22 protein-coding genes and 1 riboswitch are annotated in these 25,181 nt (G+C 59.2%); of the genes, 2 read left to right on the top strand and 20 right to left on the bottom strand.

The annotated features are described in order from the left end of the window. Nucleotides 1-111: 111 nt before the first annotated feature. The 5 genes from KI809_RS12560 to KI809_RS12540 all read right to left on the bottom strand — a co-directional run bounded on the left by KI809_RS12560 (nt 112) and on the right by KI809_RS12540 (nt 6,161). Complete coding sequence (locus KI809_RS12560) at nt 112-2,862, bottom strand: molybdopterin-dependent aldehyde oxidoreductase (RefSeq protein WP_214171920.1); 2,751 nt, start codon at nt 2,860-2,862, stop codon at nt 112-114. A 180-nt stretch (nt 2,863-3,042) separates the two neighbouring features. Beyond that, complete coding sequence (locus KI809_RS12555; protein WP_214171919.1) at nt 3,043-4,065, bottom strand: molybdopterin-binding protein; 1,023 nt, start codon at nt 4,063-4,065, stop codon at nt 3,043-3,045. Between the two features lie 27 nt (nt 4,066-4,092). Beyond that, a complete protein-coding gene (locus tag KI809_RS12550) occupies nt 4,093-4,497 on the bottom strand; it encodes a NifB/NifX family molybdenum-iron cluster-binding protein (protein ID WP_214171918.1) in 405 nt (134 codons plus the stop codon). A gap of 63 nt (nt 4,498-4,560) precedes the next feature. Beyond that, nucleotides 4,561-4,731, bottom strand: coding sequence for a hypothetical protein (locus KI809_RS12545; protein WP_214171917.1), 171 nt, complete (start codon nt 4,729-4,731; stop codon nt 4,561-4,563). Between the two features lie 89 nt (nt 4,732-4,820). After that, entirely contained in the window at nt 4,821-6,161 is a 1,341-nt protein-coding gene (locus KI809_RS12540; protein ID WP_214171916.1) for an aldehyde dehydrogenase family protein, read from the bottom strand. Between the two features lie 412 nt (nt 6,162-6,573). Between KI809_RS12540 and KI809_RS12535 the strand changes: the two genes are divergently transcribed. Beyond that, nucleotides 6,574-8,556, top strand: coding sequence for a sigma-54-dependent Fis family transcriptional regulator (locus tag KI809_RS12535; RefSeq protein ID WP_214171915.1), 1,983 nt, complete (start codon nt 6,574-6,576; stop codon nt 8,554-8,556). Nucleotides 8,557-8,588: 32 nt separating this feature from the next. Here KI809_RS12535 and KI809_RS12530 read toward each other — a convergent pair whose 3' ends face one another. From KI809_RS12530 to mftA, 13 genes are all read right to left on the bottom strand, one after another. After that, entirely contained in the window at nt 8,589-9,428 is an 840-nt protein-coding gene (locus tag KI809_RS12530; protein ID WP_214171914.1) for a HesA/MoeB/ThiF family protein, read from the bottom strand. A 1-nt stretch (nt 9,429) separates the two neighbouring features. Next, entirely contained in the window at nt 9,430-9,654 is a 225-nt protein-coding gene (locus KI809_RS12525; protein WP_214171913.1) for a MoaD/ThiS family protein, read from the bottom strand. After that, complete coding sequence (locus tag KI809_RS12520; RefSeq protein WP_214171912.1) at nt 9,651-10,268, bottom strand: hypothetical protein; 618 nt, start codon at nt 10,266-10,268, stop codon at nt 9,651-9,653. The genes KI809_RS12525 and KI809_RS12520 overlap by 4 nt, the downstream gene beginning before the upstream one ends. 76 nt (nt 10,269-10,344) lie before the next feature. Then, a complete protein-coding gene (locus KI809_RS12515; RefSeq protein WP_214171911.1) occupies nt 10,345-12,081 on the bottom strand; it encodes an aldehyde ferredoxin oxidoreductase C-terminal domain-containing protein in 1,737 nt (578 codons plus the stop codon). A gap of 35 nt (nt 12,082-12,116) precedes the next feature. Beyond that, nucleotides 12,117-12,233: riboswitch (molybdenum cofactor riboswitch) on the bottom strand. Between the two features lie 46 nt (nt 12,234-12,279). Continuing rightward, nucleotides 12,280-13,713, bottom strand: coding sequence for a mycofactocin biosynthesis glycosyltransferase MftF (mftF, locus tag KI809_RS12510; protein WP_214171910.1), 1,434 nt, complete (start codon nt 13,711-13,713; stop codon nt 12,280-12,282). Then, nucleotides 13,710-14,591 carry an electron transfer flavoprotein subunit beta/FixA family protein gene (locus tag KI809_RS12505; RefSeq protein ID WP_214171909.1) on the bottom strand — a complete coding sequence of 294 codons (882 nt, stop codon included), beginning with the start codon at nt 14,589-14,591 and terminating at the stop codon, nt 13,710-13,712. Before KI809_RS12505 ends, mftF begins: the two co-directional genes overlap by 4 nt. Before the next feature lie 55 nt (nt 14,592-14,646). Further along, complete coding sequence (locus KI809_RS12500; RefSeq protein WP_214171908.1) at nt 14,647-14,925, bottom strand: ferredoxin family protein; 279 nt, start codon at nt 14,923-14,925, stop codon at nt 14,647-14,649. Next, a complete protein-coding gene (locus KI809_RS12495; protein WP_214171907.1) occupies nt 14,922-16,220 on the bottom strand; it encodes an FAD-dependent oxidoreductase in 1,299 nt (432 codons plus the stop codon). Before KI809_RS12495 ends, KI809_RS12500 begins: the two co-directional genes overlap by 4 nt. Continuing rightward, nucleotides 16,217-17,221, bottom strand: a complete 1,005-nt coding sequence (locus KI809_RS12490; RefSeq protein ID WP_214171906.1) for an electron transfer flavoprotein subunit alpha/FixB family protein — start codon at nt 17,219-17,221, stop codon at nt 16,217-16,219. Before KI809_RS12490 ends, KI809_RS12495 begins: the two co-directional genes overlap by 4 nt. Further along, nucleotides 17,221-19,182 (bottom strand): mycofactocin system FadH/OYE family oxidoreductase 2, encoded by a 1,962-nt coding sequence (locus tag KI809_RS12485; RefSeq protein ID WP_214171905.1) that lies wholly within the window; start codon nt 19,180-19,182, stop codon nt 17,221-17,223. The genes KI809_RS12490 and KI809_RS12485 overlap by 1 nt, the downstream gene beginning before the upstream one ends. A gap of 68 nt (nt 19,183-19,250) precedes the next feature. Continuing rightward, nucleotides 19,251-20,294, bottom strand: coding sequence for a mycofactocin radical SAM maturase (mftC, locus tag KI809_RS12480; RefSeq protein WP_214171904.1), 1,044 nt, complete (start codon nt 20,292-20,294; stop codon nt 19,251-19,253). Then, a complete protein-coding gene (gene mftB, locus KI809_RS12475) occupies nt 20,284-20,538 on the bottom strand; it encodes a mycofactocin biosynthesis chaperone MftB (protein WP_214171903.1) in 255 nt (84 codons plus the stop codon). The genes mftC and mftB overlap by 11 nt, the downstream gene beginning before the upstream one ends. A 1-nt stretch (nt 20,539) precedes the next feature. Continuing rightward, a complete protein-coding gene (gene mftA, locus KI809_RS12470) occupies nt 20,540-20,647 on the bottom strand; it encodes a variant-type mycofactocin precursor (RefSeq protein ID WP_214171902.1) in 108 nt (35 codons plus the stop codon). A 346-nt stretch (nt 20,648-20,993) separates the two neighbouring features. Between mftA and KI809_RS12465 the strand changes: the two genes are divergently transcribed. Beyond that, entirely contained in the window at nt 20,994-21,497 is a 504-nt protein-coding gene (locus KI809_RS12465) for an NUDIX domain-containing protein (RefSeq protein ID WP_214171901.1), read from the top strand. A 76-nt stretch (nt 21,498-21,573) separates the two neighbouring features. On the opposite strand, the gene KI809_RS12460 is transcribed toward KI809_RS12465, so the two are convergent. After that, on the bottom strand, nt 21,574-23,580 hold the full coding sequence (locus KI809_RS12460) for a cache domain-containing protein (protein WP_214171900.1): 2,007 nt from the start codon (nt 23,578-23,580) through the stop codon (nt 21,574-21,576). Next, entirely contained in the window at nt 23,580-24,962 is a 1,383-nt protein-coding gene (locus KI809_RS12455) for a sigma-54-dependent transcriptional regulator (protein ID WP_214171899.1), read from the bottom strand. Before KI809_RS12455 ends, KI809_RS12460 begins: the two co-directional genes overlap by 1 nt. Nucleotides 24,963-25,181: the final 219 nt, after the last annotated feature.

The following is a 25,181-nucleotide window of genomic DNA, read 5'->3' as shown; positions in this document are numbered from 1 at the left end:
CCTCGAAGCTTCCTGCGGGTGCGACGATCTGACCATTTTTGATCAACCTGAGACTTTATACGGTTAAGAGTGAACTCCCCCTCCCTTGAGGGAGGGGGAAGAAACAGCTATCTACAGCCGGTCACGCACATCAAACGCCTTCTTCGGCGACTTGAGGGCTGCCAGCACCTTTTCCGGGTAGGCCGGCAGGTGCCGGATCCGGACGCCGCAGGCGTTGTCGATGGCGTTGATGATCGCCACATGCGGGCTGGTGAGCGGTCCCTCGCCCACGCCGGCAGCGCCGAACGGACCGTCCGGACGGGGTGTCTCCAGGTAGTGCACCTCCATGTCGTCGGTAATGTCCTTACAGAACGGGAACCCGGAACCGATCAGGGTGGTGTGCTTCTTCAGGTCCTCGAAGTCCTCGGTAAGGGCCAGGCCGATACCCTGGGCCAGGCCACCGTACACCTGACCATCAACTACCAGCCGGTTGGTGATGGTGCCATAGTCGCCCACCGTGGTCATCTTCAAGACCTCGGTCTTGCCGGTGGTGACGTCCACTGCCACCTCGGACATGAAGAGCACGTACATGTAAATGCAGAACGGATTCCCCTGCTGGTTTTCGTCCATGTGGGTGCAGGGTGTTGTCCAGCTCCCTTCGTACTTGGTCGGGATCTGTTCCTTGACCATCTCCTCAAAGGTACGGAAGGTACCGTCGCTCTTCCTCATGCCGTTCAGGAGCAGGGTACAGGCCGCCTTGATGGCATTGCCGGTCACCACGTTCTGCCGGCTCCCGCCCGACGGACCGCTGTTGGGCACCAGGCTTGTGTCGTTCAGGCAAAGGGTGATCCGGTCCGGGGTCAGGTTCAAAGGGCGCAGGGTCTCATGGGCAAAGGCAACAGTCCCCATGTCGGCTCCCTGGCCGTGGTCCTGCCAGGAGTTCCCCACCATGACGCTGCCGTCGACCTTGAGTTCGGCCCAGGCGCCGGAGGTATCCGGGCCGTCCAGGCCGCAGCCGTAGATCCCCAGCGAAATACCAACCCCCCGCTTTTTCTTCTCGGTCGATTCGGCACGGGCCCGCTCCAGGGCCGCCTTGTACTTGGGCCGGAGCAGGTCGAACATCTCCGGGAAGGGGTAGACTTCCGGGGCCTGTCCGGTCGGCGTGGTGGCGCCGGGGCGGTAGCAGTTGATATAGCGCAGCTCCAGCGGGTCCATGTTCATCTTCTTGGCCAGTTCGTCCATGAGAGATTCGGAGGCGAAAAAGCTCTGGGGTGAGCCGTAGGAACGGAAGGCCGACCCCCAGCCGTGGTTGGTGCAGACCGTGCGGCCGACGCTCCGGATGTTCTTGATGTCGTAGCCGGCGCCGATGAACTGGGCGCCGCGGGTGGTGAGCAGATCGCCGAACTCGGAGTATGGTCCGTGGTCAACCGACCAGTCGCCTTCCATGGCCAGGAGTTTCCCGTCCTTGTCGGCGGCCAGCTTCACCTTGAGCCAGAACGGCGAGCGCTTGCCGGTGTAGGTCTGCTGCTGGAACCAGTCGTACCCCAGGAAGCAGGGGCGGCCGGTGGCCATGGTGGCGGCGGCAACCAGCGCCTCCATGGTCGGGCTGAACTTGTAGCCAAAGGTAGCGCCGGTGGGGTTCTGGACGATGACCAGCTGCTCCGGCTCCAGGCCGAGGCCAGGAGCGATCATGTAGAGGTGGAGATGGATACCGATGGACTTGGAGTGGACCACCACCCGCTTCTGATCGTCGATGTAGGCGAAGCCGACATCAGGCTCGATCGGCATGTGCGGCTGGCGCTGCAGGTAGTACTCACCCTCGATCACATGGGCCGCCTTGGCCATGATCGGTGCAGTCTCCTCACCCTTCTTCACGTTCAGTTCATAATAGACGTTGGGGGTGCCGGGGTGGATCTCAATGGCATCCTCGGCCATGGCGGCCGGGGCGCTCATGTAGGCGGGAAGCAGTTCCAGCTCCACCTTGACCTTTTTCGCGGCGGCCTTGGCGTTTTCCCGGGTGTCGGCGCAGACAATGGCAATGGCGTCACCGAACTGGAAGATCTTTTCGTCGCAGAGGATCGGGCGGTCCCAGCCGTCACCCTTGTTGGTCGGGAAGGTGATCAGGCCGGTGATCCGGTTTTTCCCCTTCACATCCTTGTGAGTAACCACCTTAAAGACACCGGGCATCTTCTCTGCCTCGGTGGTGTCGATGGACTTGATGTTGGCGTGGGAGACCTCGGCCTGCACCAGGGCGCACTGCAGGGTCCCTTCAGGAAGCTGCTGCCCCATATCCTCGCCGAAATCCCAGGTGCCGGTCACCTTGGCAACCGAAGTCGGCCGCGGGTAACAGGTGCCGTAGACCTTCCCGTCGCCCGGCAGCTTGTAATCCAGGTTGGAGGCGGGCATCTCGCCCCGCAGCACCTTGGCCGCATCCAGCACCGCATCGACGATCATCTTGTAGCCGGTGCAGCGGCAGGCGTTACGGTTCTTCTGGAACCAGTCGCGCACCTCTTCCCGGCTCGGGCTTGGGTTGGTATCCAGCAGCGCCTTGGCCGAGACGATGAAGCCGGGGGTGCAGAAACCGCACTGCAGCGCCCCGTGGAAGGTAAACGCCTTCTGCAGGGGATGGAGATTGAGCGGACTGCCGATCCCCTCGATAGTGGTGATCTGTGCCCGGTTTTCCAGCCGCTTCATCTTCACGACGCAGGAACGGAGCAGTTTGCCGTCGACAATCACATTGCACGCCCCGCACTGGCCGGTGCCGCAGCCGACCTTGGTACCGGTCAGATGGAGCTGCTTGCGCAGCACATCGGACAGGAGCGCGTCCTCGTCAACGATGAGCGTCCGCTCGATGCCGTTGACTACAAGAACCTTCTTTTGCATGTTTTCCTCCTTGTGGTGTATAAACAGGGCAGATAGCCCGGTAAAAACATTGGTTAGTTAACCCACCTGTCCTCCCCTTAGTCTAAGGGGAGGGACGCTACGAAGTAATTCCTGATGGAACTTCCTGCTGAAGTTGTCATACACGTTCCCCCTCTTGTGTTAAGAGGGGGACAGGGGGAGTTACGCGCCGAAGCCGCAGGCCGGAAAACTGCAGTCGCTGCAGGCGAGACAGAGACCGCCGTGCCCCATGGCGCTGAAATCGGCCCGGGTCAGCCGTTCGCCGGCCAGAAGCCGGGGGACGACCAGGTCGAAGATGGTTGCCTTGTTGTACATGGCGCACCCCGGCACCCCGACCACCGGGATGTCGTCGATATAGGCCAGCATGAACATGGCACCCGGAAAGGTCGGCGAGCCGTAGGTTACCTCCACCCCGCCGGCGGCCCGAATGCTGGCAGGGGTCCGGTCGTCCGGATCCACCGACATGCCGCCGGTCAGCACCAGCATCTCCGCCCCCTCGGCAATGAGGTCGCGAATCGCCTGCACTGTCAGCGTGATATTGTCCGGCACCAGGATCTGCCTGATGACGCTGCTCCCCAGCCTCTTGATCTTGTCGATCATCACCGGGCCGAATTTGTCCTCGATCCGGTGGTGATAGACCTCGTTGCCGGTGGTAACGAGGCCGACCTTCAGGGAGCGCAGCGGCAACACCTCGATGATCGGACCGAAATCGCGGCAGATGTTTTCCACCTGGGCAATCTTTGCTTCTTCGGTGTATAGCGGGATGATCCGGGTGCCGGCAACCAGCTGTCTGGCAGCAACCGGTCGATTGCTGTGGCTGGTGGCGAAGACCACGCCATTGATGGCGTTGATCCGGGCCAGGGCAGCCACGTTCACCTTGAGCAGCCCCGATCGCGTCGCCTGCAGCCGCACCTTCCCCTCGACCGGCGGCAGCATCTGTATCCCCTTGCCCACAGCGGCCTTGGCAATCCGTAACGCTGCCTCGTCCTCATGAAGATACCCTTCTGCCAGGTCAAGGACATAGATATGGTCCTTGCCCAGTTTGAGCAGCTTCTCCACATCGTCAGGCCCGATGATCTGCCCCTTTTTATAGGCCCGGCCGCTGGATTCGCCGGGCACGATCCTGGTAATGTCATGGAACAGGACCTGACCGATGGCGTCCTGTACCCGAATCTCTTTCATCATGGGAGTTATCCTTTCGCCGTTGCTTGGTCAGTGATGGTGATGGCCGCAGGAGTGCCCGCTAGCGCCGGACTGGCAGCGGCCTTCCAGGTGGCTGTCCAGTACCGGCACCTCGGTCAGACCGCTGGTATCGAAGAGCGTCAGATTTTCGGCCACGGATGCGGAACCGGCCCGGAACACCTTGAAACCGCACATGTTCATGGCCCGCACCGCATCATCGCCGATTGCATCGACAATTACGGCGTCAAGATCCTGTCCGCACAGAGCGCTGAACGGATTGCAGCCGGCATAGGGATTGGCGCGGTCACAGTTGGGAATTACCGTGATGTGCGCATTCCGGGTATCGATCACCAGAAACTGCGGGGCCGAGGCAAAGTGGCTGTAGATCATGGTTGCGGCGCCGGCATTGTTGATTATGGGAAAACAGAATTTCATCGAAAACCTCCGGGGAAAATCGCACCAGTGGGGAATAACTCCGCACCACAGTTGGTATAAACGTCACCTGCCAAAGAGATTCTTGAGCGTATAGGTCTTGCAGCTCGTGCATTGCGATTTGTACTGCCCCAAATGGCGGTAGCAGTACCAGGAACCGCATACGGTGCAGTTCTTGACGCGATAATCGTCGGAATCGGCCGTTTCTCCGCAAACGGCGCACGTCACCAGTGCCATCTTGTGTCCTTTGCCTTCTGACGGCTGTTAGGCGGCGAGGGCGCCATAATTGCGCCCTCGCCGGTTTCGGTTGTAATGGGATATAAAGGTCAGGCAGCCTTTCTTCTGGCAACCCGCTTGATGTTGAGGAGATTCTTGTAGCCGACGTTCTCAGTGGTGATGTTGCCCCCCATAGCGCCGCAGCCGAGGGTGAGCGACGGGACCAGGCTGTTGTAAAGGGCGCCAATGGTGCCGTGTACCGATGGCTGGTTCCAGACCACCCGGTTGGCCGGGACGGCCAGGGCGAACTCCTTGGCCACCTCCTCGTTTTCGGTAAAGACCACGGCCGAGTGGCCGGCGCCGCCGAAGGTAAGCTGGCTGACTGCGGCGGTAATCGCCTCCTCCTTGCTCTTGACAATGAACCAGCCGAGTACCGGGGAGAGCTTTTCGTGGCTCATCCAGTCTTCCGGACCAGTGGTGGTGAGAGGAACCATGAGCAGTTTCACGTCATCAGACACGGAGAACCCGGCCAGTTCGGCAATCACCTGCGGCTTCTTGCCGACAATGGCCATGGACGGGACACCGCGCTCTTTATCGAACATCACTGCCTCAAGCTTGGCCTTTTCCTCGACCGTGCAGAGATAGGCCCCCTGCTCCTTGAACAGCTGCAACGCCTTGTCGGCCACGAGCTGGTCGTCGAAGATCACCGACTGGTCCGAGGAACAGATAGTGCCGTTATCAAAGGTCTTGGAAGCGATCACATCCGGGATAGCGATACCCAGATTGGCGGTTTTCTCGATATAGACCGGCACGTTGCCCGGTCCGACCCCTAGGGCCGGATGACCGGAGCTGTAGGCCGCCTTGACCATGGCGCCACCGCCGGTGGCAATGACCATGGCCACGTTCGGGTGCTTCATCAGGGCATCGGTTGCCTCGATGGATGGCTGGGTAATCCACTGGATGCAGTTTTCCGGAGCACCGGCAGCCACGGCCGCGTCGAGCATGATCCGGGCGGCTTCCTCGCTGCACTTCTGCGCCTTGGGGTGGAAGGCGAGGATGATGACGTTGCGCCCTTTCAGGGAGATGAGGGACTTGAACATGGTGGTGGAGGTCGGGTTGGTGGTCGGAGTAACGGCCGCGATGATGCCGAACGGCTCGGCAATGGTCAGAATGCCGTCTTCCTCTTCGATGATCCCAACCGAAGGCTTGCCGCGCATGTAATCGAACACCACCTGGGTGCCGAAATGGTTTTTGATCACCTTGTCTTCGACATTGCCGATGCCGGTCTCCTCGACCGCCATTTCTGCCAGCTTCCGCTCGTTGGCCACGCCGGCCCGAGTCATTGCCGCCACGATCCGGTCAACCTCCAACTGGGTGAAGCCATTGAATGCTGCCGCTGCTTTACGAGCGTTTTTTACCAACTTCTCTACTTCTGGGACAAAGATTTCCATGACTATTTCCTTTCTTCCGATCCGTTTAAGTATTGTCAGGCTTGAGCCTTGTCCCCCATATAGCAGCGCATATGCCAACTACAGAACATTGTTTTCCAACACTAGAAACAGCATGCGCTTTGCTGACATCTCGACAGCGTATCTAACTGTTTTACTGGCGATTACCCCTTACTTGCCCGGTCCACAGTGCTCACAACTTCGCTTGGCCAAGCCACCCTCATCTCAACTATGTAGCCTGTTCAGGCACAATACTTGCTCCATTCTGTAACAACGGCCAATGAACAGGTGTCACGAAACGGGACATCTGCGCTGCAACAAAACCGGTTTTTATTTCTTCACAATCTGCAGAAAATGGTTCAGGGAAATACCGTTGGCTTAATCGGCAGCAAGAAAGGCACTGAGGAGCAACTCCATGTTCAAGTTTCCCCTGGTCAGCAAGATCAACATCAATCGCGCCCGCACCGAATTTTTATCCCACGGTACCGTCCCAGCCGGCCGGGTTCCGGAGCATATCTTCCGATCATGGCAGCGGTCACAGGGGTGCGGGGTGGATATGGAGAGGGAAAACAGCAACATAGCGGCCATTGCCCGCAAGGAACTGGTCGGCCTGACCGAGAAAAATCGCACCCTGCTGGTAAGCTCCTATTCTGTAATGGAGAATCTCTATGAACAGATCCACGACAGCTCCAGCATGGTTTTGTTGGCCGACGCCACCGGAGTGGTGCTGCACTCGCTCGGCGACTCGAACTTCGTCAGCAGGGCCAGAAAGGTCGCCCTGCAGCCGGGAGGCATCTGGTCCGAGCAGGTTCGTGGCACCAATGCCATTGGCACTGCCCTGGTGGAACAGCGACCTATCGTGGTTCACAGTTCAGAGCATTATGTCCAGGCCCATGATTTCCTGACCTGCTCTGCTTCACCCATCTTCGACCCCTACGGCAAGCTGCTGGGCGCGCTCGATGTCTCCAGCGACTGCCGCGCCTATCAGCAACACACCATGGCCCTGGTGCGGATTTCCGTGCAACAGATTGAAAACCAGATGTTTGCGAACGGCTTTGAGTCGGATATCTGCATCCAGTTTCACAATCGCCCGGAATTCATTGGCACCATGTACGAAGCCATTGCCGTGTTCAGCCGGGACGGCCAGTTACTGGCAGCCAACCGCAGCGCTCTGCTCCACCTGAACCTGGATCGTTACCAGGCCCAGACCGCCACGTTCCGACAGCTGTTCGACATCCCATTCGATGCCTTGCTGTTGCAGGCCGATAATACCCCGCAACCAGTCATCCGCCTCCCCATTGCCGAAGGGTTGAACGTCTATGCCCGAGTCCGGATGTCGCCCGGTTACAAACAGCGCTTCTTGCGTCAGGAAAAACCGGAAACCGCTACCAGACCGCGGCTGGCAGATGCCAGCGAAACCCGGCTTCAGTCGCTCAATGCGCTCGAATACGGCGACACAAGGATGCGCACCGCTATTGACAAGGCCCAGCGGGTGCTCGGTCATGACATCCCGGTATTGATTGAAGGAGAATCCGGCACCGGCAAGGAGCTGTTTGCCCGGGCTATGCACCAGAGCAACAGCCGCCGCAGCGGTCCATTTGTGGCGCTCAACTGTGCTGCTATCCCCGAAGGGTTGATCGAATCGGAACTGTTCGGCTATCAGGAGGGGGCATTTACCGGGGCCAAGCGTAAGGGGAATATCGGCAAAATCAGGCAGGCCAACGGCGGGACGCTCTTTCTCGATGAGATCGGCGACATGCCCCTAGCCCTTCAGGCAAGGTTGTTGCGGGTTCTACAGGAGCGCTCCATCACGCCGCTCGGAGACGGCACTGCGCATCCGGTCGACATTGCAGTGATCTGCGCCACCAACCGGAAGCTGCGAGACGAGATCGCTGCCAACCGCTTCCGTGAGGACCTCTACTACCGGCTCAACGGGCTAGTGATAATCCTTCCCCCACTACGGGAACGCGAAGACCTGCTGCAGCTCTCCCGGTCCATCCTGGCGGACATTGCCGGGCCACTCCGCTCCGTGCGGCTCTGCGAGGATGTGCTCAACATCTTCAGCGCCCACCCCTGGCCTGGGAACCTGCGTCAGATGCATAACGTGCTCCGGACAGCCCTGGCCCTGCTCGGCAGCGATGAAGAAATCACCCTGGGCCACTTGTCCGATGATTTTCTGGAGCAAGCAAAAGAAGCGGTGCCGGTACCTGCCCGACAACAGGCGCAGCCATGCCGGACCATTGGCTCAGCATCACCACCGGAGAGCCTTGACAGCCTGGAAGCGCAGGCAATTCAACAGGCCATGGCAGGATGCCAGGGGAACATATCTGCGGCGGCACGGCAGCTCGGCATCAGCCGCAATACCCTTTATCGAAAAATGCGGCTGTTCTCTGCCTGATTGCTGCTCAGAGCTGCCAGCGCCACGGACCGCTATTGCTCGGATGGTTGGCCCGGCACAGCAGTTTCGTGGAACTGCATCTGCCTGAGATCGACTGACAGCAGCCGGTGCCTCAGGGTATCCTGATGCCCCAGCAAAACCTTGCAGGCCTCGGCCACTTGCAGGCTGGCTATCACGGCAGGGGTGAAGGCCGGATTACCCAGCTTCTGCTCGACCCCTTTCCCTTCCAACCGGTTTTGATAGAGAGTTTGCAGGGTCTGATCGCCCGGAAACTGCGTGGTTACCTGGCCGTACCAGCCGGCAATGGCGCCATGCACCAACGGAATGGCTATTGTTTCGCAAACCTCGGCCAGTACCAGACGCACCGTAATGCTATCGAGGCAATCGACTGCCAGCTGTACCCCGGCAAGCAACTCCGGTCCATTATCGATGCCGAGCGCCTCCTGCAAAGGATGCAGGGTCACCGCCGGGTTGAGGGCAGCCACCCGTTTCTGCGCCGCCGCCACCTTGGCATGGCCGAGATTGGCTGGGAGCGAGAACAATTGCCGGTTGAGATTATGCTCTTCAAAATAGTCAGGATCGATCACCACGAGATGGCCGACCCCCAGCCGCGCCAACTCCTCAACAACATACCCCCCCAGGCCGCCGCAGCCGACAACAGCCACGCTGCTGTGGAGCAGAGTCAACTGGTCGGCAGTGGCAATGGTCTCGCGGTTGCGCTGATATCGTGCCGGGAGAATCCCCAGGGTTAGGGCCGCCTCTTCCACCTGGAAGCAGGTGCAACCGAAACGGACCATGGCCTGCCGCTGGCGCGCCCAGGACAACAGGCCGTCGCTTGCCTGCCCGCGGAGATAATCGTGCAGCGCTGTCATCTCAACCACCGCCTAAAAGAGGGAACAGCGCCAGGGTATCACCTTCAGCCAATACCTGGTCGAGCTTGACATGACGGCTGTTGACCAGCATGATTCCCAGCTCCTGCTCCGGGATCGCCAGCCCCCTAACAACCTCCGCTACCGTGGTCAGCTCCGAATAATCGCGCTGCTCGATGGTAAAACGCCCCTTCTGGAAACTGGCAAAAAGTTTGACCGTTATTTTCATACAGCATCCCTGCATTCGACAGTAAGCCGGACCGATTTGATCCGGGCAAGATCCGCATCCTCTGTGAGCAAAGCCGGATCAATCGCCAAGCCATTCAACCTGGCAGCGCGGCATCCGTGCCGGAATTCAATGCCCTGATTCCGGAAAAAGGCAACCAGCTCCGTGCCGCTCAGCAGAATCCCCCGCTGCAGAAAACCTGGGCCCAGCTCCCCCAGCAACAGATTGAACAGCTTGACGCGAACCGTGGCCTCCCTGAAGCTGGTTGCAACTGATTCATCATTGTAGGTCATGGCCCCGCGCATCGCCGCATAGTAGCCACCGCGCCGCATGGTAGCGCCAACCAGACCAGGCATCGCCCCGGACAGGGCAATGACCGCATCCGGTCCGATCAGCGCAGTATTGACGTCATCAATTGCCCTGGAATTGAGAAAGATGGTCGTGACCCGCTTGCTCACATAATCGGGACTGATGCCCCACTGATCACTCAGCAGTTCGCCGAGTCGGCACCCGACCATGCAGCCAACCACCACCCCCTGCTGCAGCAATGGATAAAAAGCCGACAACTGGCCGGCAACCAGTTCCAATTGCAAGGTAGCGGGGGTGAGCGTATTCATCACATATCCTGTCGTTGCAGTTGGGGAACGGTTCCATGGCAGAGAGGGGCAGGGATGCCCGCCCCTCTCTGCTGCTTTACCAGTTGAACAGCTGGTCCATCTCTTCGTCAGGCACCGAAAACACCTGGTTGTGCGGTGCGATCGGGTCGGTATAGAAGAAGCGCGGCAACCGGTCGTGGTGCTTGGTGAACCCGGCCCTGGCATTGAAGTCCCGCTCGGCGGACAGGACTTTTTTGCCAAGGGCCACCACGTCGTCGCCGGTCATCTCGATGCCGTAGAAGGCGCCGAGCATGTCGAGCATGGCCTGGAATGTTTCCGGCTGGTCCATGATGGCAAAGGCGATGAACAGGCACATGCCGGTGGAATCGATGGCCGCGGTGGCAATCTGCAGATTCCGCGACAGTTCCACCTGCCCCTCGGTCTTTAACGGATCGACATCGCCCCCAACCTTGAGGATGTTGGTGGCAATGGCATAGCCGGCAGTATGGTCGGCCCCCATGGTAGTGGTGGCATAAGTAACGCCGATCCCCTGGATCGGGCGCGGATCATAGGCGGGCAGCGCCTGCCCCTTGACCACCGGCACCTTCTCAACGCCAAATACCTTGCCGGTGATTTCAGCGCCACAGCCAAGGACACGACCAAGCGGCGTACCGTTACCGACTTCGCCCATCAGACGAATAGCGCCTTCCTTATCGCCGAACTCGATGATCCCGGCATCCATGGCTACCCCGATGGTGACCCCCATCTCGATGGTATCGACACCGATGTTATCGTCCATGTAGTCGAGCCTGGCCACCGTGTCCAGGTCGTCGATACCGCAATGGCCGCCATGCGACCAGACCGTCTCGTACTCTGGCTGCTTGGTGACGTAGTTGCCATCTTTGTCGTTGAAGATGCCGGAGCACTGGATGACGCAGCCGCGGTGACAGCCGTGGGTGGCAGTACCTCCCCGCTTGATCTCGAGCTCGGCCTGGGCCTCCCCGGAAAGCTTGGCACCACCCTCGAATACCCCTGACTTGAAGTTACGGGTCGGATAGCCGCCCGCCTCGTTCAGGACGTTGGTCAAGACGTTGGTGCCGTAAGCCGGAAGCCCCTCGCCGGTCACCGGATGTTTGCGCAAACCTTCGACAAATTTCCGGTTGGCATCGCGGAACTTCTCCGGATCCTTGGGTGCCCGGGTTTTCATCCCGGCGTCATCCAGAATGATCGCCTTGACCCGCTTGGCTCCCATGACCGCGCCGACACCGCCGCGTCCGCAGTGCCTTGTGGGCCGGAGTTCCGGGTCAGTACAGGCAATGGAAGCCGCCAGCAGCTGGCGCTCGCCGGCAGAGCCGATGGTAATGTACGCCACCTTGTCGCCGTACTGACCACGAAGTTTGGCAACCAGCGGATAGTTGTCCAGCAGCTTCAGGCTGTTATCCACCTCAATAGTTATCCCGTCCTTGTTGATGATGATCTTGTACAGGTTATCACCGGCCGGCTTCCCTTCGAGTATCACCGCGGCATAACCAATCCGAGCCAGCACCTGGGCCGCCTGGCCGCCGGCATTGGACTCCTTGATGGTGCCGGTCAGCGGACTTTTGCAGCCAACCGATAACCGGCCGGTCATGGAACCGGTGGTGCCGGAGAGCATTCCCGGCGCAAAGACCAGCTTATTCTCTGCGCCGAGCGGATGGCACAGAGGGTGTACTTCCTTGGCTATGAGCAGCGATGTTAGCGCCCTTCCGCCAAGGCCCGAGTACTCTCCGACCTCTTCGTAGCTGATCTTTGGACCGCCTGTGGCCCCCATGTCAATGCGTGCAATCTTGTCCATACTCTCTCCTTACTTTTTCTTTGAATGGTGCGGCCGTAGCCGTGGTTCATGCTCCTTTCCAAAGGGAGGCGTTGCCGTTTCCAGCAAAACCCATTGGCCTGACGCCCTGGGAATAGTCCTTTAGGCGTTCAGGCTCGGAGTAAAAGAGTTATAGGATTCCTTTCTGGCACAACCAGTATGGGCACCGAATCGTGCCGACTACGATGGCAATGCGATCTGCCTCAGCAATGTGACCCGGTACGAAGCGAAAGTCTTGCGACTCAAGCACCCCCAGAAAACCCCGGCACCATAAGCAACCTGCTCCAAGGCATAGATCGCAACAAAGGCCGGGAACGATTGTGCCGGCTTCCTCACCGAATAATCGACGCGCGCCGCACACCCCAGGGCCCCCGCAAACAGCAGCCACAGGGCAGGGAGAAATATCGCGCCAATAACGAGCAGCAGCGAGTAGTAACGGACCAGGTGATAGCTCAGGTAATAAACCAGACTCCCCAGTGCCCGCAGCCTGCCGGCAATAAGAGCCGAAATACCAACCGGGACCTTGCGCCTCATCAACTGCCCCTTGACAGCGATCACGTCCAGGGAAAGTACGCCAACAGCGATTAGCAGGCTCCAGCTGCCGGTAAACGGCGCAGACAAGCAGAGCACCAACAGCAGCACCAGCAGCGGCGGCATGACCATCCGTTTGCGACGCAGCGGATGGAGGCGCTGCAGAGTGCCTTCCGATGTGCCGTAGTCAAAACGGCGCGACATGAACGAGCGCAGCGTACTCCGGTGTTCATGGTAGATCCGGCCTGCGGGGAGATAACAGATACTCCAGCCGTTGTCGCGCAGCCGCCAGGTAAGGTCCACGTCCTCGCCGACATGCATCTCGTCCCGAAAACCGCCGACCCCTTGGAACAGGCTCCGCCGTACCAGAAGATTACAGCTCGGCAGATAGAAGGTGTCGTCACCGTTGCTGCCGGTAAGCTCTCTTTTACCGAGGGAGAGGCTGGACATGACGCTTTCGTACAAGTCCACAGCAGATTCCCGGCACATGCCGTCCACAAACCCCCCGACTGCAGCCATCCGCTGGTCGCTGAAAGCAGGGAGCAGCTCGCTGAGCCAGCCGGGAGACGCCGTACAATCAGAATCTATGAAAGCCAGGATCTCTCCCGTGGCCACCCGGGCACCGACATTGCGTGCTGCTGCCGGCCCTCTGCCAACCCCACCCGACGGAACGACCTTTGCTCCGTATAATTCTGCCAATAGCGGGCTGAGATCCTTGCTACCGTCATCCACCACGATGATCTGGAGCTTTTCTTTTGGGTAGATGATGCGATTCAAAGAGGCCAGGCACCGGGCAAGCTCTTCTTCACGATCCTTCACCGGGATCACGATACTGACCGTCGGCAGATCCGTTGGCAGCTCGTGGCTCTCCCTGACCCGCTCGACAAAACCTTTCCCCGCCAACTGCTCCAGCACTGTCTGTTCAGCGGTGGAGATCGGGGTTATCGGACCGTCCGTACCACGCAAGACCAGTTCCCGAAGGGAGCGGTTCAGGCGTAAGACGCACAACGGCGCCCGGCTGACAAGCAGATGCGCGCCACCTTTTTCCATAAGCTCCACTTGCGGGGATAACCGGTAAATCATGGCGCTATTCCTTCTTGTTGCAGAATCTGCCAAATCCCCGCAGAGAGTTCATCGGCTGACCCGGTTCGCAGCTTCCCCTCTCGGGCCTTGATCCCGCCGGACAGAAGCGACAGTATCCGCTCGAAGGTCGGCAACTGCGCATCCGGCGTCACCACCCGCACCGGGTCCGGGCGCGGGACGCCAAATTCGGCCAACGGCAGACAAGCGCCGGTTGCGCCAACTTCCCAGAACGGCAGCCCCAGGTCGGCCAGATGCCACCGTGTCACCGGCGCATTGACTGCGGCAGCAACGGCATCCACTGTCGGATAACGGGACACACCCAGATCCTCGAACTGAACAACGCAGGGACACGGTGCCGTCACCTCCTGGCGTCCACCGCGGTCCACCTTGCGCAACGCTTCAACACAGCTTCCGGCCAGCTTCAGATCAGTAACCGTTGCCAGGCAGGGCATGGTTTCCATTGCCGCTGCCAGAGCCGGCACCGGATCGTCCCCCCGGTCAAGGAGACGACTACCGGTAAACACCAGCTTCGGGGCAAGGATATTGATGAGCCGGGCCAATACCCGGGCATCGGCCACAGCATCGCTCCCTTCTAGCCCGTGATCCCAGAACCTGATGCAGCGAACTTCTCCCATGGAAGCGGCAAGGCGGAGCAGGTCGTCGAGCCGTTCCGGGCCGATGGCAAGAACGGTCACAGTGGCTCCGTAGTGATCCTTCAAGCGGAGCGCCTCTTCCAAGGCCGATAAATCGGCCGGGTTCGCTATTCGCCGTAATCCCCGGTCACTTATGCCGGCACCGCGAGTAATCGCCTTGGCAGGCGGCCGCGGATCAGAGCACTCGCGAAGGAGAACCAGAATATTCAGGTCTTGGTTTGGCATGGACATATCTCCAGAACAATTTTTCATAGCACCGCTCGATAAACCGGTGAATCATTCACGTCATCCGGAATGAGACCCCGAAACCACCGCGGGGATAGCGCCAGCGGGTAAATGCGTTGCGCTGGCAAACCACGTAACAGGAACCGCATTCCAGGCAGCCGTCATAGACAAAAGTCATCTTCTGTTCGGCCTCAGACCAGGTGTAGCAGCGTGCCGGGCAGCAGTTGGTGCAGCCTCGCACATCGCAGCCGGCGCAAACTTTGTCGTCCAGAACGATGTGGGGCTCACGGTCTATGGTGAAACTGGTAAAATCGAAAATCTCGTCGATGTTCACAATGCCCTCCAGGCGGTCAGCAGGTCAGAAAAGGCGTTCTTTATCCCGACCTTCTCCTTGACTTCCCGCATGATCAGTTTGGGAATGCTGACCTTCGGGGTGCCGTCGATCCGGTAGACATGCTCCATCATGCTACAGACCAGCTCCGGATATTCGTTGTAGATCCGGTCGATATGGAGCATCTTCGGCGCATTCCTGAACCCTTTGAGGTCCTTCATCACCCAGCTCAGGTCAAGCCGGTCCTTGTAACGCTTGAGTGCTTTCCGGGAGAAATCGTTTTCCGCATGGGCCTCGACTACGGTCTTGGCAGCAAGAATTCCGGAATGTGAGGCAAGATTGATCCCCTCCAGGTTGACGCCTGTTGCATTGCAGAGGGCAGCGGCGTCTCCGGCTACCAGAATGCCGTCGCCGTAAAGTTCGGGGATCATGGCATAGCCCCCCTCGGGAATGACATGGGCCGAGTACTCCATCAGCCGCCCCCCTTTGAGGAGTTTGGTGAACTGCGGCTGCTCAAGGAAGGCGTTCAAAAGGTCGTAGGGGGTCTTGCCGCTGGCGCGTAAGCTGCTCAGGTGCACTACCAGCCCCACGGAAATCGTGTCGTAGTTGGTGTAAAGGAAGCCGCCGCCGCGGACGCCGCCGGTGCAGCCGACATATTCATTGGCAAAACCCTGGTCGCGTACCAGGCCGAATCGGTCATCAATGACCTCCTTCGGCAGGTCGAACAGTGCTTTGATGCCGACTGCCATCTGGTCCGGGTTGAACCCAGGGCGACGCAGCCCGGCCTTGAGTGCGGTAAAGGAAAGGACACCGTCTGCTGCCACCACTACCGGAGCGGACAGCTTACCCTGGCGACCGACAATGGTGACACCTTGTACCCGGTTATTCTTCAGCACCACATCTTCAACCGTAGAGCGGTTTATCAGGGTCACACCAGCCTTGACCGCCTCTTCAGCCAACCACCGGTCGAACTTGGGACGAAAAACCGTGTAACCGTTGTACGGGGTCCGATCGAAACTGGCGGTTTCGTGCTGCACATGGAAACTCGCCGCATCAGTCATGAAGGTGGTTCCCTTCTTGGCGATATGCCGCTCCAGCGGCGCCCGCTCCCAGAAGTCGGGGAACACCTCTTCGATGGAGGTCATCCGGTGCAGCAAGCCACCGAACATGTTCTTCTCGCCCGGGAAATTGCCCCGTTCCACCAGCGCCACATCCAGCCCGGCCCGGGCCATGGTCAGGGCCGCGGACGAACCTGCCGGGCCGGCGCCGACGACTATTGCCTGAAATTCCTTGCTCATGCCGCACCTCCGCACGCTGACCGGGCTTTGTCCAACAGGCGCGGTATTATTTCACGCAGATCTGCCACAAACCCGTCATCGGAATTGGGAAAGATCGGCGCCTTGGGGTCGCTGTTGACTGCCACGATCCGCTTGGCATCCTTGATACCCCCCACATGGTGCATCGAGCCGGAAATGCCGAGCGCCAGGTAAAGCCGTGGGGTGACGGTGCGGCCGGTCTGCCCCACCATCCGCTCGAAACCGGTCCAACCCAGGTCGTATACCGGTCGGGTAACGCCAAAGGAGACATTCAGCAGCTTGCACAGTTCCATCAGCTGGCCGAAGGTAGCCGGATCGCACCCCTTGCCAGCGCTGAAGATCACCTCCGCATCGGTCAGGTCTACGGTCTGGGGGTCGGGAGGAATTCTGGTGATGATGGTAGCGACGTTGTCGTCGGCTTGCGGAGCAGGCAGCCAGGCTGTCAACTGCGGCGTGGTCGGCTTGATTGACGGGAGCAGCACCTGGCTCAACAAACGTACAGGAACAGTAATGATCAACGGTCGGCTGGCGTCCCAGACCCGGCTTTCCGCGAGCCTGCCGCCCAAGGCCGAGCGGGAGAGCTGCAGATTCCCGTTCACTCTGCGGGCCGTGGTTACCTCGGTCAGCAGCGCGGCATCAAGCGATGCAGCCAGCACTGGCGCCAGAGTGGCGCCGAGATCATTATGAGGGAGCAGCACCAGGGTGGCGCTCCCGGACGATATCTGCTGCGCCAGCACGCGCCCCAAACGGTCCGGAGTATCGAGCAGCGATGTGCCGTCTACCAGGTATTCTACCGCCGGGGTGCCGTAAGCAGCAAAGCCTGCCAGCGTTTCTTCGGCCGGCGAGAGCAGGGTTGCCGCTCCCCAGGTCATTTCGGTAAAGGCCGCCAGGCGCGATGCATAGGAGAGCAATCCCCGGCCAGCCTCATCCAGCAGGCCTTCAGGCAGATCGACAAAAGCGAGGATGTGTCCGCTCGTCCCCATTAGATCTCCCTCCCGATCTTGTGCCCTTCCCAGATTGCCATATCCACCTTGCGTGGAGCCACAGCATCGCCGACCCGGTACAACTCCTTCACTTTGCCTTTCAGGCTCTGGTACAGGGCATCATCAACCCGCTGGCCCATGGCCAGGACCACGGAATCAAACGGCCCCCATTCATCCCAGGCATTGGAATAGACGTTGAAACCCTTTATAACCTTGGCCCCGGCATCCCCTGCCACCTCCATTACCGCGATGTCCGGAGTGAAGGTGACCCCCTTCTGCAGCAGCCGCTGCCGGGTGAGGTAAAGATCCTGGGTCGGTCCCAGTTCAGCACCGATAAAGAGGCTGGCGGTGATCATGTGCACTTTCTTGCCCTGGATGGCCAGGTACTCGGCGGTGGCTGCCGCCCGCTGATGGCCGTCATAGTCGATGAGGCAAACGGTCTGGCCCAATTCCGGCTGGCTGTTCAGCACCTGCCAGACGTTATAGATAGCCGGCCCGTCGGCGCCGGGTACCGGGTGTTCCTTGGGAACACTGCCAGTGGCCACGATCACCACGTCAGGCTTGTCCGCCAGCAACTGCTCGATGGTCACCTCTACCCCCAGCTTTACCTTGGCGCCGGCCTTGTCCACCTGTTCCTTTTCGTTGCGGATGATGACTCCGAACTCGTCGCGCCCCGCTCCTTTCATGGCTGTCAGCACCTGGCCGCCGAGAACCTCGTTCCGGTCAAAAAGGGTCACATCATGGCCGCGGCGGCCGGCCATCTTGGCGGCCCACATCCCCCCAGGTCCGCCGCCGACAATGGCGACTTTTTTCCGTACGGCAGCCTTCTCCAGCGTCCCTTCGCCCCACTCTTTCTCCCGGCCCACTGCCGGATTCTGCACGCAGCCTAGCAGCTTGTTCATGCCGATCCGGCCGATACACCCCTGGTTGCAGGCGATGCAGTACCGGATATCGTCCATCCGTCCTTCAAACGCCTTCTTGGGGAGGAACGGGTCGCAGATCAGACCGCGGCACATGCCGATCATGTCGGCCTGGCCGTTGGCCAGTACTTTCTCGGCCATGACCGGATCGTTGATCCGGCCGGTGCAGAAGACCGGCAGCTTGATCTTTTCTCGAACCCCGGCCGCCAACGGGATGGTATAGCCGAGTGGAGTGTGCATGGAGCCTTCCACCAAGTAGAGGTTGTAGAAAGTGGCAATGGAGAGGTCCATGAAATCGATCAGGCCGGACGTTTCGAAGCCGGCACAGATCTCCTGTACCTGAGCCAGGTCGAGGCCGCCGGGAATCATCTCGTCGGCGCACATCCTGACCCCGAGCGTAAAGTCATTGCCCACCGCTTTGCGCACGGCACTGATGAAGCGCAGCGGGGCACGCATCCGGTTTTCCAGACTGCCGCCATACTCGTCGCTGCGGAAGTTGGTCAGCGGCGACAGAAACTGGCGCGCCAGGCTGGAGTGGCCGAACTGGAGCTCTATGCCGTCAAAACCACCCTCGCGCACATGGATGGCGCATTTGGCAAAGTAACGGGCCACCTCCTCGATATCCTCCGGCTCCATCTCTTTCGGCGTCTCACGGAACAGCACGTCTGGCATCGGGCTCGGCGCCCAGACCGGCAACCGTGAAATAGAGCCGTCCCCCTGTTGACCATTGTGGTTCAGTTGGGCAAAGATCTTGGCGTCGTATTGATGCACGTAGTCAGTGATCTTCTTGAAACCGGGGATCACCTCCGGGTGATAGACGTCGATCAGTTTCTCGTAGGCCATGTCGGTAGGGTGGACGCTCATCTCCTCGGTGATGATCAGGCCAGCCCCACCTTTGGCGCGTTCCCCCCAGTAGTACATCTGTCGCTCGCTGGGAAGATTGCCCACTGCGAGATTCGTCAGGTGCGGCTGAAAGGAGATCCGGTTTTTCACTTCGACCGTCCCCAGCTTTAGAGGGGAGAACAGATACGGGAACATCATGGTTGTGGCTCCTTGAAGATATTGATGATTTCCATCATGTGGCGGTTCGCGAACCGCCCCTACAATAATCACGCGGCCTTGGCCGTCTTATTAGAGTCGGCGATCGAGGTCACGCAGCGCTCCAGGCACTCCGGGTCTCCGCCGTTGATGTCATTTTTCAAGTGCCAGGCCACCGCCGGACAACCGCCGTGGCACTGGTCGAAGCGGTTGCATGATTCACAGGAGTGAATCCGCAAGGATCGAAACGATTCATAGATCTCGGAACTGTCCCAGATTTCCTGGAAGGTATTGTCCCGAAGCGATCCGGCCTTGAACCGCTCGGTCTGCAGGAAGGCGCAGGGGTACATATTGCCGGTGGGGCCAACGCAACAGGTTAGTTTGGCAGCGCCGCACAGGTTAAGCCCCAGGCCCTGCCGCTCCTGGCTGGTCAGAGAAAAGAAACTGTCGCCGGTACGGACGTCACCGCTCTTGGCGAGCCAGTCGGAAAAGGCCAGCAGCTGAGCCGGCGTAGGGCGCAACTGCTCCCAGTTGTCCGCACCGCGCCCGGAGGGGCGAAAGCGGCTGACCCGCAGCGATACGCCGAGCGATTGCGCCAGTTCGTGCATGGCCGGAATCTCACTGGCATTGTGTGTGGTCAGGACGGTATTGATGCTGGTAGGGATGGAGGATGCTGCCAGAAGCTTAACGGCCTCAATAGCCGCGGTAAAGACCCCTTTGCCCCGGACAGCGTCACAGGTCTCGCTATTGGCACCATCCAGACTCACCTGGATAGCCACCAGCCGGCTTTTGGCCAGACGGGCAACCCGCTCGGCGTCAAGCATAGTACCATTGGTGGAGATGCAGGTCATGATGCCCCGGCTGTGGCAGGCGGCCAGGATCTCTTCGAAATCGGGGCGCATAAACGGCTCGCCGCCGCCGAAGTTGACCTGGAAGACCCGCGCCTGATGCAGCTGCTCCACTAGGTCAAGGGCCTCAGAGGTAGTGAGTTCGCCTGCAGCAGGCTCCCCGGAGGATGAGAGGCAATGGCTGCAACGCAGATTGCAAGCCAGCGATACTTCCCAGGTAAGGTTTACCGGGGCGCGCAGCCCCTGCTCGACATATTTATTGCTCACGGAGAAACCCCTTTTCCAGCAGCTGGTTGACGAACTTCTGGAGCGACTGTTGCTGTGCGGCTGTCACCTCTGCGGGGAACTCGTCCCGGCGCCTCTGAACCGAATAAAAATCGGGCGGAAGCAGGTTGCCGGTTGCGGCAAAGAGAAGTCGCGGTCCCCTGGAATCGTAAAACAGGAGACCGAACCCCTCTTGCCGGACACGGCAGGCAGGGTGAAGCTGAATTCCAGCGCCTGCCGTCGCCATCTCAGTAGACCCCGCAGATGCCGTCGATGGCGAGCTCTTCAACCTGGATTTCTTCCAGAATGCGTGGCTCCTCAGTGCAGGTTTCAGTTACATTGTTTTCAGTTTCCATTGATCTTCTCCTTTTCGTTTTTTGTGCATCTTCACACGCACTGTTTGTTGCTCTATTTTGCAACCCAAGTGCCAAATTATAAAACAGCGATTTATCGTTTAATTACATTGCCTTGGCAACAGCCCGCAAACAGCACATCCATTCAGGTGTGGCGTTTTTGGACATATTCCCAAAACCGCCAACCTCCTCACAGCAAGCAAATTGGGGATATTTTCCCCAACGGGTAATTTTGCCACACAGCTTTAAACCTATGTTCTGCGATTTTGCATACAGCTACGGCAAGGGAACGAAAGCTGCATCTACAATTGCAGTAACAGCGCGCGAATAAGCATTGATTGGAGATCTTATGTTTGAACCGTATTCCCACTGTTCCTGGTGCGGGGCACCATTCCCTTCTGAGTTGCCATGGCCGCGCCACTGCTCAAACTGCAGCAACTCGAGCTACCGGAACCCGATACCGGTGGTAGTGGTAGTGGTGCCGGTACCGGCAGGAATCGTGGTCATCAGAAGGAATATTGAGCCGCAGAAAGGAACCTTGACCCTCCCCGGAGGGTATCTGGACTGCGGCGAAACCTGGCAGGAGGGGGCACGACGTGAACTGCGGGAAGAGACAGGGATTGAGGTGGCTCCGGACAAGATAAGACTATATGAGGTCTGCAATGGGCTGGACGATACGCTGGTGATCTTCGGGATTGCCGCACCGCAACCAGCAGCGGCAGTGCAGCCGTTTTACTCGGAGGAAACTGCGGAGGTGGCGGTGATAACGGGACCGATCGAACTGGGGTTTACCATGCATACCCAGGTGGTAGCGCGCTATTTTGCCGAACAGAGACGCGCACTTCAGCATTGAGCGCCCTTGCTCATAACCTATGAAGGCCCAGCAAGCAGCACTCGCCAGATAAGCATTGATTATCCGATGCCTGCCGTCACTCCTGTGCGGCGCTATCCTTTCCCTGCGGCGCTATCGAGAGAGAGACCCGGAACACGGCTCCTTCGCCTTCGGCGCTATTAACGCAGATCTCGCCGCCATGATCCTTTACAATGCCGTAAGATACCGAAAGACCGAGACCGCTGCCACTTTCCTTGGTAGTGAAAAATGGGGAAAAGATCTTGTCCTGATCTTCTCCGGAGATACCGCAACCGGTGTCAGCCACATCCACCATGCAGATATCCCCTCCCGGCGAACGGCTGGTCGTCAGGGTCAGAACCCCGCCAGAGGGCATGGACTGCACGGCGTTAAGGATCAGGTTGCTGAAGACCTGCCTGAGCTGGTCGCCGTCACCCGGAACAGTCACCAGTTCCGGGTCATAGTTCCTGGTCACCGTGATGCCGGACATGGGGGACTTAAAACCGATCTGGGCAACAATGTCATCGAGCAGGGCATGAATGGCGACCGATCCCTGCCGCAATTTTTTCTCGCGGGCAAAGGTGAGAAGATTGCCGACTATCTTGGCCATACGCTCGGTCTGGCGGCTGATGATATCGATCTCTTCCCGGTTCGGGTGTTCCGGCGGAATCCCCATCTCCAGAACTTCCGTATTGCCGCGGATAATGGCCAACGGAGTATTGATCTCGTGGGCCACTCCGGCAGCCATGACCCCCAGGTCAGCCAGCTTGGCGGCGCGGGCAAGGTCGGTCTGGGTCTGCAGCAATAGCCGGCTCTGCTCCTCCAGCTGGGCCGTTCGCTCATGGACCTTTTGCTCGAGGCTGCGGTTGAGGTCCCGCACCTCTGTTTCCCGCTGATCCAGCGCCCTGGTCATCTGGTTGAATTCATCGGCCAGGTCTTCCAGTTCATCGGCGGTCCGGACCTCGATCTGCAGATCACGCTCGCCGGCCGCCACCCGTCTGGCCAACTGCTCCAGGTCCTTGACCGGCCGAGAAAGCTGCCTGCCGATGAAGCCGGAGATGGCCAGACCGGCGAGAGTACAGATCAGCACGACAGCACCAAAAATAAGATTCACCTCTTTTTTCAGTTCCGCATACGGTTTTTCCAGCATCCCCACGTACAGAGAGCCGACCGGCTCGCCACCAAGATCCAGGATCGGCTCGTAGGCGGTGAGATACCAATCGGTAACGACAAAGGCCTTGCCCACCCACTTTGCCTTTTCCACAATCACCCGCTTGTAGACTTCTTCCGAGAGCCTGGTGCCGATAGCCCGCCGGTTGTCCGGCGTCATGACATTGGTGGCGATACGAAGATCGCCGAGAAAGATCGTGGCAGTCCCCACATCCTTGTTATTGAATTTCACTCCTTCGTAGACGGTGTCCTTGATCTTGTCCACCAGGGCGTTGTTCCGGTTCAGCAGCACCCCGCCGGTCAGCGCCCCCACAACAACACCATTCGCGTCCAGTACCGGTGCGGCGGCGACCAGCAACATGCCAGAGTGCTCCACTGTCATGGGCGACGGCCTGGCCCGGGGCGTTGCCACCGCCTCTATGGTGGCCCGGCTTGCAAGTTCCTGCTGTTCGCCCATCAGCTCTTCCGACGTAAAAAGCTCAGTTCCCCTGACCGCCTGGCCCTGAAGCGCCAGTGCCACGGAGCGTCTGGAGCGAATGTCGTCTCCGGCATGCGCCGGATTATGCGCACGATAGAGGACCCGGCCGTTCCGATCGACTACAGTCAGGAAATCCAGTTTCTGCCGTTTCTGCAAAGGCAGCAACAAGGTCTGTATGGCCTTCGGATCGCCTGAGGCAACGGCAGCGGCGGAGTATGGAAGACTGCCCGTAAGCTGTACCAGTTCGTCGATACGTGCCAGCTCGTTCTGGTAGGCTTCGCGGGCCGAATTGAGGTCAGTCCTGACCTTTTCCTGAGCCTGGTGGGCGATCCTGGAATCGATGATGTACAGTCCGGTGAGAGAGCAGACAATGAGCGCCACGAAAAAAGGGGTAAGAGCGCCGACGGTCAGCTTGGTTCGGATGGAATAGCGTCGCATCAGCACACATCGCCTTCGGCATAGACGCTGTCCACCAGGCCATACTCCTCGATCTTCCGATCAAGGGTCCGCCGGGCAATGCCAAGGACACCGGCGGCCCGGCTTTTGTGATAGCCGGACTTTTTCAACACGTACTGGATATGGTCCTTCTCAACCGTTGCCAGCGAAACCATACGCCCTGGCGCTTGAGAATCCGCTGATGGCTCGCTACTCAGCAGGGGGAGCAGATCGGCGGTGATAACCGTTCCCTGCGCCAGGATCATGGCCCGTTCGATGACATTCTCCAGCTCCCTGATATTGCCGGGCCAGGAATAGTCGATGAGTTTGCGGATGGCGTCCCGGCTCACGTCGCTGACCTCCTTTTTCATGTGGAGGGAAAACCTGGCGACAAAATGCCTGGCAAGCGGCTCGATATCCTCTTTCCGTTCCCGCAAGGGCGGCAGCGTAATAGGGATGACGTTAAGCCGGTAGAACAGGTCTTCGCGAAAGCGCCCCAGTTTGACCTCCCTGAGCAGGTCCTTGTTGGTGGCGGCAACAAAGCGGACATCGACGTTTCTGAGCCGGGTATCGCCCACCGGGATAAAGTCGCGCTCCTGGAGGACCCGCAGCAGTTTTGCCTGGAGCTGAAGGCTCATGTCGCCGATCTCGTCCAGAAAAAGGGTCCCGCCGTCGGCCTCTTCCAGCAGCCCTTTCTGATGAGTGACCGCACCTGTGAAGGCACCGCGCACATGACCGAAAAGCTGGCTTTCCAGCAAGGTATCGGTGAGAGCGGCGCAATTGAGCGAGAGAAAGCTGCCCGCGCTCCGCCGACTGTTGCCATGAATGAGGCCGGCCACCAGCTCCTTGCCAGTACCAGATTCGCCGAGAATCAGGATATTGGCTTCGCTGGCCGCGACCTGCCGCGCCAAATCATGGACCTCGCGAAAACGGGAACTGGTAAAGACGATCTTTTTCAGGGCCGTCGGTTTCTTCAATTCCTCCTTCAGGGCCTGGTTCTCCTGCCGAAGCAGCTTCCGCTCGATGATGTTTTCCAGCACCCCGAGCACCTTCTCCTTGGGAAACGGCTTGGTAACGTAATCGTAGGCACCCAGCCTGATTGCTTCGATGGCAGAACCGATGCAGGCATAGGCGGTCATGATCAGCACCGGGATCTCCATCTCCAGAGCCCTGATCCGTTCCAGCACCCGGATGCCGTCAATGTCCGGCATCTTGATGTCCAGCAGGATCAGGTCGGCAGTCTCGGCGGCGCTGTTCTCCAGGTGATTGAGCAGCGCCATGCCCGAGGTGAAAGACTCCACCGCCACCCCTTTGGCCACCAGGATCTTGCGCAGATAGCTCAGTATTTCAACCTCGTCGTCACAGATCAGGATTCGTGCTGTCATTGATCTCCGCCTCTAGTCACGGGTAAATTCATTAGCAAGCAATAACAATGCAGCCAAAATGTTACAGCATTTGCTGTTTGTAAACAATGCCTGGAAATTTTAATGTTTAACCACAAACATCCTTCTGCCCACCTTCACAACAATTCCAACTAGTTAAACAATAACAACTTCCGAAAATCTATCTATCCGTCCGTGGCATGCCAGTTGCTGTATACGCCC

The organism is Geoanaerobacter pelophilus, assembly GCF_018476885.1.
GTDB lineage: Bacteria > Desulfobacterota > Desulfuromonadia > Geobacterales > DSM-12255 > Geoanaerobacter > Geoanaerobacter pelophilus.
The sequence above is the reverse complement of the archived record's forward strand: the minus strand, read 5'-3'. Positions and strand labels throughout refer to the sequence as shown.